The sequence below is a fragment of the Vallicoccus soli genome, from assembly GCF_003594885.1.
Lineage (GTDB): Bacteria > Actinomycetota > Actinomycetes > Motilibacterales > Motilibacteraceae > Vallicoccus > Vallicoccus soli.
Genome location: NZ_QZEZ01000001.1, coordinates 939,328 through 951,334, shown reverse-complemented (window position 1 = coordinate 951,334; position 12,007 = coordinate 939,328). Strand labels below are relative to the sequence as shown.

Annotated in this window: 15 protein-coding genes; 4 read left to right on the top strand and 11 right to left on the bottom strand. The window is 76.3% G+C overall.

The genetic code is table 11. The annotated features are described in order from the left end of the window. Nucleotides 1-339: 339 nt before the first annotated feature. From D5H78_RS04520 to D5H78_RS04505, 5 genes are all read right to left on the bottom strand, one after another. Complete coding sequence (locus D5H78_RS04520) at nucleotides 340-1,290, bottom strand: tetratricopeptide repeat protein (RefSeq protein WP_119949102.1); 951 nt, start codon at nucleotides 1,288-1,290, stop codon at nucleotides 340-342. Nucleotides 1,291-1,342: 52 nt separating this feature from the next. After that, on the bottom strand, nucleotides 1,343-1,717 hold the full coding sequence (locus tag D5H78_RS04515; protein WP_119949101.1) for a hypothetical protein: 375 nt from the start codon (nucleotides 1,715-1,717) through the stop codon (nucleotides 1,343-1,345). Between the two features lie 122 nt (nucleotides 1,718-1,839). Beyond that, entirely contained in the window at nucleotides 1,840-2,511 is a 672-nt protein-coding gene (locus D5H78_RS04510) for a PH domain-containing protein (protein WP_119949100.1), read from the bottom strand. Nucleotide 2,512: 1 nt separating this feature from the next. After that, a complete protein-coding gene (locus D5H78_RS19065) occupies nucleotides 2,513-2,695 on the bottom strand; it encodes a hypothetical protein (protein WP_133411998.1) in 183 nt (60 codons plus the stop codon). A 66-nt stretch (nucleotides 2,696-2,761) separates the two neighbouring features. Then, on the bottom strand, nucleotides 2,762-3,091 hold the full coding sequence (locus D5H78_RS04505; protein WP_119949379.1) for a DUF3817 domain-containing protein: 330 nt from the start codon (nucleotides 3,089-3,091) through the stop codon (nucleotides 2,762-2,764). Nucleotides 3,092-3,175: 84 nt separating this feature from the next. On the opposite strand from D5H78_RS04505, the gene D5H78_RS04500 reads away from it, so the two are divergent. Continuing rightward, a complete protein-coding gene (locus D5H78_RS04500) occupies nucleotides 3,176-3,673 on the top strand; it encodes a mismatch-specific DNA-glycosylase (RefSeq protein ID WP_119949099.1) in 498 nt (165 codons plus the stop codon). Nucleotides 3,674-3,682: 9 nt separating this feature from the next. Further along, entirely contained in the window at nucleotides 3,683-4,351 is a 669-nt protein-coding gene (locus D5H78_RS04495; protein WP_119949098.1) for a GOLPH3/VPS74 family protein, read from the top strand. Here the strand turns inward: D5H78_RS04495 and ligD are convergent. The 4 genes from ligD to D5H78_RS04480 form a co-directional block, all read right to left on the bottom strand. After that, nucleotides 4,344-5,300, bottom strand: a complete 957-nt coding sequence (ligD, locus tag D5H78_RS04490; RefSeq protein WP_119949097.1) for a non-homologous end-joining DNA ligase LigD — start codon at nucleotides 5,298-5,300, stop codon at nucleotides 4,344-4,346. The genes D5H78_RS04495 and ligD overlap by 8 nt on opposite strands. Next, a complete protein-coding gene (locus D5H78_RS19230; protein ID WP_165865594.1) occupies nucleotides 5,297-5,446 on the bottom strand; it encodes a hypothetical protein in 150 nt (49 codons plus the stop codon). Before D5H78_RS19230 ends, ligD begins: the two co-directional genes overlap by 4 nt. 68 nt (nucleotides 5,447-5,514) lie before the next feature. Next, a complete protein-coding gene (gene meaB, locus D5H78_RS04485; RefSeq protein WP_119949096.1) occupies nucleotides 5,515-6,471 on the bottom strand; it encodes a methylmalonyl Co-A mutase-associated GTPase MeaB in 957 nt (318 codons plus the stop codon). Nucleotides 6,472-6,483: 12 nt separating this feature from the next. Next, nucleotides 6,484-7,632, bottom strand: a complete 1,149-nt coding sequence (locus D5H78_RS04480) for an acetyl-CoA C-acetyltransferase (protein WP_218566266.1) — start codon at nucleotides 7,630-7,632, stop codon at nucleotides 6,484-6,486. 99 nt (nucleotides 7,633-7,731) lie between these two features. On the opposite strand from D5H78_RS04480, the gene mce reads away from it, so the two are divergent. Next, on the top strand, nucleotides 7,732-8,154 hold the full coding sequence (gene mce / locus D5H78_RS04475; protein ID WP_119949094.1) for a methylmalonyl-CoA epimerase: 423 nt from the start codon (nucleotides 7,732-7,734) through the stop codon (nucleotides 8,152-8,154). A gap of 51 nt (nucleotides 8,155-8,205) precedes the next feature. Then, on the top strand, nucleotides 8,206-9,519 hold the full coding sequence (locus D5H78_RS04470) for an AI-2E family transporter (RefSeq protein ID WP_119949093.1): 1,314 nt from the start codon (nucleotides 8,206-8,208) through the stop codon (nucleotides 9,517-9,519). 3 nt (nucleotides 9,520-9,522) lie between these two features. On the opposite strand, the gene D5H78_RS04465 is transcribed toward D5H78_RS04470, so the two are convergent. Together D5H78_RS04465 and D5H78_RS04460 are read right to left on the bottom strand one after the other, a co-directional pair. Continuing rightward, nucleotides 9,523-10,278 carry an alpha/beta hydrolase gene (locus tag D5H78_RS04465; RefSeq protein WP_119949092.1) on the bottom strand — a complete coding sequence of 252 codons (756 nt, stop codon included), beginning with the start codon at nucleotides 10,276-10,278 and terminating at the stop codon, nucleotides 9,523-9,525. 70 nt (nucleotides 10,279-10,348) lie between these two features. After that, a complete protein-coding gene (locus D5H78_RS04460; protein ID WP_119949091.1) occupies nucleotides 10,349-11,941 on the bottom strand; it encodes a M20/M25/M40 family metallo-hydrolase in 1,593 nt (530 codons plus the stop codon). Nucleotides 11,942-12,007 lie beyond the last annotated feature (66 nt).

Here is a 12,007-nt window from a genome sequence, read left to right as displayed (position 1 = left end):
TGACGCGGGGTCGCAGGAGGAGGTCCGACGAATTCCTCTGGTGCACGCAGCTCCTCGCGACGTCGTGCGTCGGGGCCCTGCTCGGGCCCGCGACGCGCACCACCAGGCAGGAGCAGAGTGACTACTCCTCGCGAGGTCGCGCTTCTCATCCGGTGCCGCTGCGTCGCGCCAGGTGACCGAGGACCATGGTCAACGCTCCGCCGCGGCGGTTCCCGGCGACTCGTCGTCGAGGCCAGGTCACGGGGAGCATGCCCCTCGTGACGGGCCGATGCTAGACCAACCCGGTTGCCGGTACGCAACCGGCACGTTTCGCGAGCGCGTCCGGCGGACCCGCGACGCTCAGAACAGCGCGTTCGCCAGCAGCGTCCGCGCCCGGGCGACCCGCGGGTCCTCGGACCCCACCACGTTGAACAGCGACAGCAGGTGCGCCCGCGCCGCGTCCCGGTCCGCGCCCGAGCTGCGACGCACCGTCTCGACGAGCCGGCGGAAGCCGCCCTCGACGTCGCCCTGCAGCAGCTCGACGTCCGCGGCCAGGGTCTGCGCGGCGACGTCGTCGGGCGCCGCGCCGGCCGCCGCGAGCACGGCGGCCGGGTCCACGGACTCGGTGCGCTCCATGAGGTCGACCTGGGCGAGGCCGGCGGCGGCCTCCGGGTCGGCCGGCGCCTGGGCCAGCACCTGCTGGTACGCGGCCCGCGCCGCGGCCCAGTCGCCGCGCTCGACGGCGTCGTACGCGGCGTCGAAGCGCGGGTCCGACGGCGGCTCTGCGGGGGCCTCGGGCGCCCCGCCCGGGGCGACGGTGCCGCTCACCCCGTTCTCGGCGGCGATGCGCAGCAGCTCGTCGAGGTACTGCCGCACCTGCGGCTCGGGCAGCGCGCCCTGGAAGAGCGGCACCGGCTGGCCGCGCAGGACGGCGTACACGGCGGGGATGGACTGCACCTGGAAGGCGGCGCCGATGCGCTGCTCGGCGTCCACGTCGACCTTCGCCAGCACCCAGCGGCCGCCGTCGGCGATCGCGAGCCGCTCGAGGATGGGGCTGAGCTGCTTGCACGGGCCGCACCAGTCGGCCCAGAGGTCGACGACGACCGGGACCGTCATCGAGCGCTGGATGACCTCGGCCTCGAACGTCGCCTCGGTGACGTCGACGACGACCCCCGCGCCGGCAGCGCCGGCACCCCCGACCGCTCCCCCGCCGGCGGCCGCCGGCGCGGGGCGCGAGGCGGCCTGGGCACGGGCGGCGAGGGCGCTCAGGTCGACCGCGCCGTAGGCGTTGAAGTTCGAGGGCGTCGTCATGCCCCCCATCCTCCCCGACGAGCCGCCGCCACCGCCCCCGGGTCCGGCGTCCTCACTGCGCCCGGCGCTGCGGCGGCCGGGGCGCGAACGGCGCCGGGCCGCGCAGGTCCAGGACGCGGGCCCGCGGCGGTCCCGGTGGCTCCCCGGTGCGGCGGGTCCGGCGCCAGCGCTGGGCCCGGCGCGCGGCCGAGCGCAGCTGGGCCTCGGCGCGCGTCAGCGGGGTGGGCTTCAGCGGCAGGGACTCCAGCGGGGGCACGCGCGTGCTGCGCGGCCCCGCGAAGACCCGCTGCGCCGCCAGGTCCACCCGGGAGCGGGCCGGCAGCTGGCGCAGCGCCCGCTCGAGCGACTCGTCCACCTCGCCGTCGGTGACCCTCCCGTTCTCGTGCGCCGTCAGCAGGGCCCGTACGAGCTCGTGGTGCTCGTCCATGAACGCCTCCGCAGGGTGGAGGTAGCCATGCGGGGGCCCGTCCCCCGTACCGCGAGTGTGTGCTCGCGATGTTGCAGGCGCAAGCCCCGGGCACCGAGCCGGGTCAAGGGCCGGGAGCGCGCTCAGTCGTCCTCGCGGCGCCGGACGATCATGGTCCGGTCGTCCGCGGGCGTCAGCTCGCCGGGCTCGGTGGCGAGCTCGCTGGCGCCGGGCGGGGCGTCGTCGTCCTCGTCGACCGGGGTGCCGTCGCCCGCGTCCTCCGCCGGCGGCGGGCTGCCGTACATCCCGGCGTCGCCGAAGATCTCGCTGGAGAGGCGGGCGTAGAGGACGTCGGGGTACGGCAGCGGGGTGATCCGGTGCAGCGCCTGGTCCTGGCCCGCCGACTCCATGACGAAGGTGCCCCAGCCGTACTCCGCGAACAGCCGGCCGATGAGGGGGCGCTCGTAGGTCATGTCCGTGACCTTGCGCAGCGGCATCACCGCGAGCTTGCGGGTCAGGACGCCCGTCCCGAGCATGATCCGCCGGTCGGTGATGATGAGCCGCTCCTGCCACCACTCGAGCACCTGCCAGGCGAACCACAGGGCGGTGACGAGCAGCACCACCCCGGCCACGTCGAGCACGGGGCTCCCTGCGTCGACCGCCGACGCCAGCCAGCCCATGAGCGCGGCGACCCCGAGGAGCACGAGCAGGGGCACCGTCAGCCGTACGGGGTGCCAGCGCACCTCGGCGACGAGCCGCTCGTGCGGCAGCAGGAAGCGGCGGGCCCGCGAGCTCTCGGCGTCGAGGAGGACCACGTCAGTCCGGCGTCAGCTCGTCGAAGAACGTGAGGATGGCCTCCGCCGCGTCGCGCAGCGTCGTACCGACGTCGCGGACCAGCTCCGCCGACTCGTTGGGCGCGGTGACGAGGAAGTAGACGACGAACGCGGCCAGCAGCCAGCCCAGGGCCTTGCGGAACACGACGCCTCCACTGGGCAGCACGGCAGCAACGGTACGGCGCATTGCTACCACCGGCGAGGACGGCTGCCGGTGAGGCGCGCCGGGCCCTCAGGCCGCGACCGGCTCCCGCCGCTGCGCCGCGAGCGCGGCCTCGTCCTCGCGCAGCATCCGGCTCTCGACCCACAGCGGCGCGACCGGGAGCACCGAGGCCCCGATGACGACGGCGGCGCGGCCCAGGGACCAGCGCCGGCGGCGCCACACGTCGAGGGCGAGCAGGACGTAGAGGACGAACAGCGCGCCGTGGACCGGCCCGAGCACCTTCACGCCCACCTCGTCCTGCGGCCCCGTGTACTTCAGCAGGGTCGCCACGAGCAGCAGCAGGAACGACACCGCCTCGGCGACCGAGACGTAGCGCAGGCGGGTGGCGGCGTTGCTCATCACCGCTCCAGGATGGCGCCGCCGGCCGCCCCGTCGCCCCGCCGCACCGCGTGAGGTCGCGCACAGGCCGGGCACAGGGGGCGCGTGCTGCCCGACCTCGTCGCCCCCGCCCCGCGGGTGCTCTTCTGCGTTCCGGCCGCCGGCGCCTGCTCGGTCGAGCGGGGGCACTACCACTCCGCGCGCGGCGACGCGTTCTGGCAGCTCCTGCACGCCAGCGGCCTGGTGCCGGTGCCGCTGGGCCCGGCGGACGACGCCCTCCTCCCCCGGCACGGCCTCGGCCTCTGCGACCTCGACCGCGCGCCCGGCGGCGGCTGGGAGGTGGCGGCACTGCGGGACCTCGTGCGGCGCACCGGCCCGGGGTGGGTCGCCCTCGAGGGCAAGGGCGCGGCCGCGGCGGTCGCCGGGCGCCCGCAGCCGCTGGGGCCCGTGCCGTGGACCCTCGAGGGCGCCCCGGTCTTCGTGCTCCCGAGCTCGAGCGGGGCGAACCGGCGGCGCGACTACGACGGGCGCCCGGACCGGCTGTCCTGGTGGCGCCAGCTCGCCGGCCTGGTCGGCGCCGCCGCCGCCCCGGGCCGCGGGTAGGTTCGGCGCGTGGCTCTCCTCCTGGCCGAGCAGGCGCTGCTCCTGGCCCTCGACGACGCGACCGGCACGCAGGGCATGACCTGGGCGGGCGACGCCGGGCTGGCCGCCGCGCTCCTGCTCGACCTCGGCGAGCGCGACCTGCTGCGGGTCGACGACGGCGAGCTCACCGCCGTCGACGGGCCGGCGCCGGAGCACCCGGTGCTGCGCGACGCGTACCAGGCCCTGCGGACCTCGGACCGGCGGCACGACGCCAAGGGCTGGGTGGACCGCCTCCAGCGCGACCTCAAGCCGCTGCCGGAGCGCCTGGCCCGCGGCCTCGTCGAGCGCGGGGTGCTGACCGAGCAGAGGACCAAGGTCCTCGGCCTGTTCCCCACGACCCGCTTCCCGCAGGCGGACCCGGAGCCCGAGCGGGAGCTGCGCGCCCGGCTGCACGAGGTGCTGGTCACCGGGCGCGCGCCGAGCGAGGAGGAGGCGCTGCTCATCGGCTTGCTGGAGCCGCTCGACCTCGTCGGCGGCGTCGTGCCCAAGGAGCACCGGCGCGCCGCCCGCACCCGGGCGCAGGAGATCGGCGAGCAGGGCGTCGCCGGCACCGCGGTCCGCCAGGCCGTGCAGGAGGTCCAGGCCGCGGTCATCACCGCGGCCGTGATCGTCCCCGCGGTCACCACCACCCTCAGCTGACCGGCTCGTCCCCCTGCGCCCGGCGCCGCTCCGCCGCGCGCCGCTTCCCCTCGTGCATCGCGCGCACCCGCGCCACGGGGATCGCGCGGCCCTCCTCGAGGACGTCTGCGGGCACCGGGCTCGGCGCCGGCATGAGGTCGCGCCACGGGTCCGCACCGCCGAGCAGCGCCGCCGCGGTCGTCGCCGTCGCCTCCCCCGGGCGCACCCGCTCCAGGTCCTCCCACGCCACCGGCACGCTCACCGGCAGGCCCGGGCGCGCCCGCGGGCTGTACGCCGCCACGAGCGTCGCGCCGCCGGCGCGGGTCGCGTCGAGGAACACCCGCCCGCCGCGCTCGGCCCGGACGAACTCGGTCGTCGCGAGCACCGGGTCGAGCCGCTCCGCCCGCGCGGCCAGCGCACGGGTCGCCGCCGCCGCGTCCTCCACGGGCAGCGGCTCCACCGGCACCACCACGTGCAGGCCCTTCGCCCCGCTCGTCTTCACCGCGCCGGCGAGGCCGGCCGCCGTGAGCGTGCGCTCGACGAGCCGCGCCGCCCGTACGACCACCGCGAACGGCGCGCCCTCCGGCGGGTCGAGGTCGACGACGAGGCGGTCCTGCGTCGGGCCGTCGCTCAGCGCCGGGTGGTACTCCACCGCCCGCTGGTTCGCGAACCACAGCAGCGTGCGCCGGTCCTGGCACAGCGGGTAGACGACCTCCTTGCCCGCCTGCGTCCGGCGGGCCACCCGCTCGACCCACGGCGGGGCGTACCGCGGGAGGTTCTTCTGCATGAACGGCGCCTGCCCGGGGCGCACCCGCACCACGGACAGCGGCCGGTCGCGCAGCTCGGGCAGGATCCGGTCGGCGACCGCGTCGAGGTGCTCGACGAGGTCGCGCTTCGTCCCGCCCGTGGCCTCCGACAGCGGGCCGTCGAGGTGGGTGAGCTCGACGCCCTCGCGGACCTCGCCGCTCAGGTGGGCTCCGCCCCGTCCTCGGCCGGGTCCGCGTCCGCGTCGACGGAACCGCCCTCGGCCTGCGGGCTCAGCGAGCCGTGGTCGCGGTACGCCCCGTCGTCCGGGTCGGTCTCGCCGGGGTCGCCGCCGTACGTCGGCTGGGACACGTCGCCTCCTCGTGCTCGGGTACGCCCGCCTGCCTACCCGCGCGGCGGGTCCTCACCCGGGCCCGGGGTCAGACGGCGGCGAGCAGGGCGTCGGCGGCGGCGTACGGGTCGGTCTCCCCCGCGAGCACCCGCTCGGCCGCGGCCCGCAGGACCGCGCCGTCGCGCACCCCCCCGACCCGCTCGCGCACCGCCTGCAGCGCCAGCGCCTCGACCTCGCGCTGGGCCCGCAGCAGGCGGCGCTCGCGCCCGGCACCGGTGGACCCCTGCCAGTCGCGGTGCCCGTCGAGCGCCGCGAGCAGCTCGTCGAGGCCCTCGCCGCGGGACGCGACGAGCGGCAGCACCGGCGGGCGCCAGTCGCCGGGCCCGGGCGGGGCACCGAGGGTGAGCGTCTGGCGCAGCTCGCGCACCGTCTCCTCGGCCCCGTCGCGGTCGGCCTTGTTGACGGCGAAGACGTCGCCCACCTCGAGGATGCCGGCCTTGGCGGCCTGCACCGCGTCGCCCGCGCCCGGCGCGAGGAGCACGAGCGTGGTGTCGGCGAGGCCCGCCACCTCGACCTCGCTCTGCCCCACCCCCACCGTCTCGAGCAGCACCACGTCGCAGCCCGCGGCGTCGAGCACCCGCAGGGCCTGCGGCGTGGCCCGGGACAGCCCGCCGAGGTGGCCGCGCGAGGCCATGGAGCGGACGTACACGCCGGGGTCGAGCACGTGCTCCTGCATCCGCACCCGGTCCCCGAGCAGCGCGCCGCCGGTGAAGGGCGACGACGGGTCGACGGCGAGCACGCCGACGCGCAGCCCCCTGCCCCGGTACGCCCGCACGAGCGCGCTCGTCGTCGTCGACTTGCCGACGCCGGGCGGGCCGGTGAGGCCCACGACCCGGGCCCGGCCGGTGCGCGGCGCGAGCGCGGCCATCACCTCGCGCAGCTGCGGGGCGCCGTCCTCGACGAGGCTGACGAGCCGCGCGACCGCCCGGGGGCTGCCCTCCTGCGCGGCGGCGACCAGGGCCGGGACGTCGACGGGGCGCGGCACGAAGGGGCGGCCTCAGGCGCCGGGCACGCGCACGACGAGGGCGTCGCCCTGCCCGCCGCCGCCGCACAGCGCCGCGACGCCGGTGCCGCCGCCCCGGCGGCGCAGCTCCAGCGCCAGCGACAGGACGATGCGCGCGCCGGACATGCCGACCGGGTGGCCGAGGGCGATGGCGCCGCCGTTGACGTTGACCTTCTCCGGGTCGACGCCGAGCTCGCGGGTGGACTGGATGCCGACCGACGCGAAGGCCTCGTTGATCTCCACGAGGTCGAGGTCGTCGACGCCGAGGCCCTCCTTGGCCAGCGCCCGGCGCACCGCGTTCGCCGGCTGCGACTGCAGGCTCGCGTCGGGGCCGGCCACGACGCCGTGCGCCCCGACCTCGGCGAGCCACTCCAGCCCGAGCTCCTCGGCCTTGGCCCGGCTCATGACCACCACGGCGCAGGCGCCGTCGGAGATCTGCGAGCTCGACCCCGCGGTGATGGTCCCGTCGGGGGCGAAGGCGGGGCGCAGCTTGGCCAGCAGCTCGGCCGTCGTGTCGGCCCGCACGCCCTCGTCGGTGTCCACCACGAGCGGCTCGCCGCGGCGCTGCGGCACCGTGACGGGCACGATCTCCTCGTCGAACCGGCCGTCCTTCTGCGCCCGCGCCGCGTTCTGGTGGGACCGCGCGCTGAACGCGTCCTGGTCCTCGCGGCTGATCCCCAGCCTCGCGTTGTAGCGCTCGGTCGACTCGCCCATCGCGCACTGGTCGAACGCGCAGAACAGCGCGTCGTGGGCCATCGCGTCGAGCACCTCGATGGAGCCGTACTTGGTGCCGGTGCGCGAGCCCGGCAGCAGGTGCGGCGCCTGCGTCATCGACTCCATGCCGCCCGCGACGACGACCTCGAACTCGCCGGCGCGGATGAGCTGGTCCGCCAGCGCGATCGCGTCGAGGCCGGAGAGGCAGACCTTGTTGATCGTGAGCGCGGGGACGGTCATGGGGATGCCGGCCTTGACGGCCGCCTGCCGGGCCGGGATCTGGCCGGCGCCGGCGAGGATCACCTGGCCCATCACCACGTACTCGACCTGCTCGGGCGCGACCCCCGCGCGCCGCAGCGCGCCCTCGATCGCGACGCCGCCGAGGTCGGCCGCCGAGAGGTCCTTCAGGGAGCCGAGCAGCCGCCCCATGGGGGTGCGTGCCCCGGCGACGATGACGGACCCGCTGCCTGCCACGACTGCCTCCCACGACCGTCCGGACCGGGCCCCGTCGCCCGTACGCTGCAGCCTATGCCTCCGCTGCTCTCCCGGATCGACCACGTGGGCGTCGCGGTGCGCGACCTCGACGCCGCCGTCGCCTTCTACGAGACGACCTTCGGCATGCGCAAGGTGCACGAGGAGGTCAACGAGGAGCAGGGCGTGCGCGAGGCGATGATGGCCGTCGGCGACGGCCCCGACCGGGTGCAGCTGCTCGCGCCGGTCTCCGACGCCTCGCCCATCGCGAGGTTCCTCGAGCGCAGCGGCGAGGGCGTGCAGCAGGTGGCGTACGCGGTCGACGACGTGCGGGCCGCCGCCGACGACCTGCGGGCCAAGGGGCTGCGGCTGCTCTACGACGAGCCGCGCCGCGGCACGGCCGGCTCCCAGGTGAACTTCGTGCACCCCAAGGACGCCGGCGGCGTGCTGGTGGAGCTCGTGCAGGCGGCCCGGCCCTAGGCTCCGCCCGGGGCGGGACGCGCGGCGCGGCCGCAGGGCGGGAGGGGTGGCGTGACGCAGGACGCGGGGGGCGGGACGGGCGCGGAGCGGGAGCGCGCCCGCGCCGAGCAGGAGCGCCGCCGGGCCGAGCAGGCGGCCGGGGCCGCCCAGCAGCACGCCGAGCGGGCCGAGGGCGCCGCCGACGTCTCGGTCGAGGCGGCGCAGGTCGCGGAGGTCGAGGCGGCGCAGGCCGCCGAGGCGGCCGAGGCGGCGACGGTCGTCGACGAGCGCCTCGAGACGCTCATCGACGAGAAGCGGATGCCCGAGCACCCCGAGCCGTTCGGGCACCCCGGCCGGCCGCTGTCGCGCAACAGCCCCTTCGTCCTCGGCTTCCTCGCGGCGCTCGGCGTGCTGCTGGCGTACTACCTCGTGCAGGTCGTCACCGACGCCCGCTCGGTGATCGTGCTCATCGTCGTGTCGATGTTCCTCGCGATCGGGCTCAACCCCGCCGTCGAGGGGCTCATCGACCTGGGCATGCGCCGGGCCCGCGCGGTCCTCGTCGTCTTCGCCGGCGTCATCGCCGCCTTCGTCGGGTTCGGCTTCGCCGTCGTGCCGCCGCTGGTCGAGCAGACGACGGCGCTGGTGGAGACGCTGCCGGACCTGGTCGGCGACCTGCAGCGCTCCGAGCGGGTCCGCGAGCTCGACGAGCAGTACGGCGTCCTCGACCGCGCCCAGGAGTACCTCGCCAGCGGCAACGTCGGCGAGCAGGCGTTCGGCGGCATCCTCGGGGTCGGTCGCGTGCTGCTCAGCACGGTGTTCAGCGCCTTCACCGTCCTCATCCTCACGCTCTACTTCCTCGCCTCGCTGCCGGCGATCAAGCGGCAGGCGTACCTGCTCGTGCCGGCGTCGCGCCGCGAGCGCGTCACGCTGCTGGGCGACGAGATCCTCTCGCGCATCGGCAGCTACGTCGGCGGTGCCGCGACCGTGGCGTTCCTCGCCGGCATCAGCTCGCTGGTGTTCCTGTCGGTCATCGGCATCGACTACGCCCTGCCGCTGTCGCTGCTCGTCGGGCTGCTCGGCATCGTGCCCGTCGTCGGCGCCACGATCGCCGGGCTCGTGGTCTGCGCCGTGGCGTTCGGCGAGAGCGTCGGGCAGGGCGTGGCGTGCGTCGTGTTCTACCTCGTCTACCAGCAGGTCGAGAACTACGTGCTCTACCCGCGCATCATGGCCCGGTCGGTCGACGTGCCGGCCGCGGCGACCGTCATGGCCGCGCTCATCGGCGGCGCGCTGCTCGGCGTCGTCGGGGCGCTGCTGGCGATCCCGGTGGCCGCGGGGGTCCTGCTGCTCGTGCGCGAGGTCTGGATCCCGCGCCAGGAGCGGCTCTAGCGCTCAGGGCAGCGGGTCGAGCTGCTCCATCGGGCCGTCCCACTCGGTCGGCAGCGGGCCGTGCCGCGGCAGCACCCGGGCGACGACCTCGTCGAGCACCCGCTTGACGTACGGCTCCCCCACCCAGAGGTGCTTGGCGCCCTCGACCGGGACCAGCTCGGCGTGCGGGATGCGGGCGAAGCGCTCGCGCGCCTCCGGCGGCTGCAGGAAGTCGTCGTGCTCCGGGACGAGGCACACCACCGGCTTGCCGCTGGCCGCCCAGGCGTCGAGGTGCTCCGCCTGGCTGTAGCGCAGCGGCGGCGAGAGCAGGACGGCGCCCTCCACCGACGGGTCGAGGCCGTGCATGAGCGCGAGGTCGGTGCCGAACGACCAGCCCACGAGCCAGCGGTGCGGCAGCGGCGGGTCGTCGGCGAACTCGGCGTACTCGATCGCGGCGGCGACGTCGAAGCGCTCGCCCTGCGCGGCGTCGAAGGCGCCCTGGCTCGTGCCGTGCGGGCTCGTCGTGCCGCGGGTGTTGAACCGCAGCACCGCGATGCCGGTCAGCGCCGGCAGGCGCGCGGCGGCCTTCTTGAGCACGTGGCTGTCCATGAACCCGCCCGCCGTCGGCAGCGGGTGCAGCGCGATGACCGTGGCCACCGGGTCGCGGTCCACCGGCAGCGACAGCTCCGCCACGAGCTCGAGCCCGTCGGCCGTGTGCAGCGTCAGCGGCACCCGCCGCGAGGGCAGCGCGCTGTTCGCGCGGATCGGACGAGGGGCCACGCCCCGGAGGCTACCCGCCCCCGGGACGCGGCCCCGGCCGCCGTACGGGCCCTCACGAGCCCCAGGAGCCTCAGGAGCGCGGCGCCGCCCCGCCGCCCCCGGCGGCCGCCGCCGTCGCGGCCATGGCCGGCGCCCGGTCGGGCAGCGACGCCGTGCTCCAGCCGTAGGTCGCCACCGCGTGGGCGATCGCGTCGGCGCTGGTGTCGAGCGCGTGCACGTTGACGTTGCCGACCAGCTCGTTGCCGTACGCCCGGCGCAGCTGGCGGTAGGTCGCCCGGTCCGCGCCGTCGGTCACCGGCGAGAGCGAGTCGCAGCGCGCGTGGTAGCAGGGGTCGTAGTCCGCGACGATCCCGCCGTACCGCTCGACCTGCTCCTCGGTCTTGTCGCCCTCGGCGCCGGTGAAGAGGCCGCCGGACGGGATGCCCGCCAGGATGAACGCCTGGTAGTCGCTGCGCCCGGAGAACTCGGTGTCCTCGTAGGGCAGGCCGCGGCCCGTGAAGTAGCGGTTGAAGAGGCGCTCGATCTGGGCCGACCCCTCGGGCCCCTGCACGCTGTCGGGCAGGCTCGCGTCGCCGTCGTAGACGCCGCGGAAGTAGTTCGGCGAGCCGACCATGTCGAAGTTGAGGTAGAGCCGGATCGCCGCCGCCTGCTCCTCGGTGAGCGAGGCGACGTACTCGTTGGACCCGAGCAGGCCGGCCTCCTCCGCGCCCCAGAAGGCGAACCGGACCTTGTTGCGCGGCCCGTCCCCCCGCTTCGCGAGCTCCTCGGCGACCTCGAGCAGCGCGGCGGTGCCGCTGCCGTTGTCGTTGATGCCCGGCCCCTCCGGGACCGAGTCGAGGTGACCGCCGAGCATGACCACCTCGTCGGCCCGCCCGCCGCGCGTCTCGGCGATGACGTTGCGCGTCGTGGACGGCGTCACCGTGGTGTCGGCGGCGATGCGCACCGTCGTGCCGACGAGCTCGCGGCCGAGCGCGTAGCTGACGCCGACGGTCGGGATCGTCACCGTGTAGCCCGCGAGCGTCGGGTTGAGCGTGTCGTTGCGGTCGTCGACGCCGGGCGTGCCCTCGTTGTAGATGATCGCCGCGGAGGCGCCGGCCTCGCTCGCGTTCTGCGCCTTGAGGCCGAAGTCGCACGTGCCGCGCTGCAGCAGGGCCACCGCGCCCTCGGGGAAGCCCTCGAAGTCCTCGGGCTCGCAGCCGGAGTCGTTGCTGCTCGGCGCCGGCCCGGGCGGCTCGGTGACGTCGACCTCCGTGACGACGCCCTCGCCCTCCCCGTTGCCCGTGTACGACGCGGTGAAGTAGTCCGTGCCCTCCTCGAACGTGCGCGCCGTCGGCGCCAGCTGCTCGAACTCCGTCGGCGCGTTCACCGTGAAGAGGTCGAAGTCGAACTCCTGCGTCGTCACCCGGTAGCCCGCCTGCCGCAGCCGCTGCGCGACGTACCGCGCGGAGCGGTCGTAGCCCCGCGTCCCCGAGGCGCGCGTGCCGCCGCTCTGGTCCGCGATGCTCTCGAACTGCGCGAGGTTGCGCAGGATCGCGTCCACGTCGACCGCCCGCTGGAGCTGCGCGCTGCGCCCGCCCCCGCTGCCCTGGGACGCCCCCGCGGCTCCCGCGACGCCCCCCGTGACCGAGGCCGCCAGCGCCGCCGCCGACCCCACCGCCACCACGCGCGACCACCGTCGCGCCCGACCTGCCCGCATGCCGCCTCCCGAGGTCCGGGCGACCCCCTCGTC

Excerpts from the sequence above, each read along its gene's own strand:
- D5H78_RS04520 (WP_119949102.1), bottom strand. The coding sequence starts at position 1,290 with ATGACGACGCCCTCGAACTTCAACGCCTACGGCGCGGTCGACCTGAGC.
- D5H78_RS04515 (WP_119949101.1), bottom strand. The coding sequence starts at position 1,717 with ATGGACGAGCACCACGAGCTCGTACGGGCCCTGCTGACGGCGCACGAG.
- D5H78_RS04505 (WP_119949379.1), bottom strand. The coding sequence starts at position 3,091 with ATGAGCAACGCCGCCACCCGCCTGCGCTACGTCTCGGTCGCCGAGGCG.
- D5H78_RS04480 (WP_218566266.1), bottom strand. The coding sequence starts at position 7,632 with ATGGGGCGGCTGCTCGGCTCCCTGAAGGACCTCTCGGCGGCCGACCTC.
- mce (WP_119949094.1), top strand. The coding sequence starts at position 7,732 with ATGCCTCCGCTGCTCTCCCGGATCGACCACGTGGGCGTCGCGGTGCGC.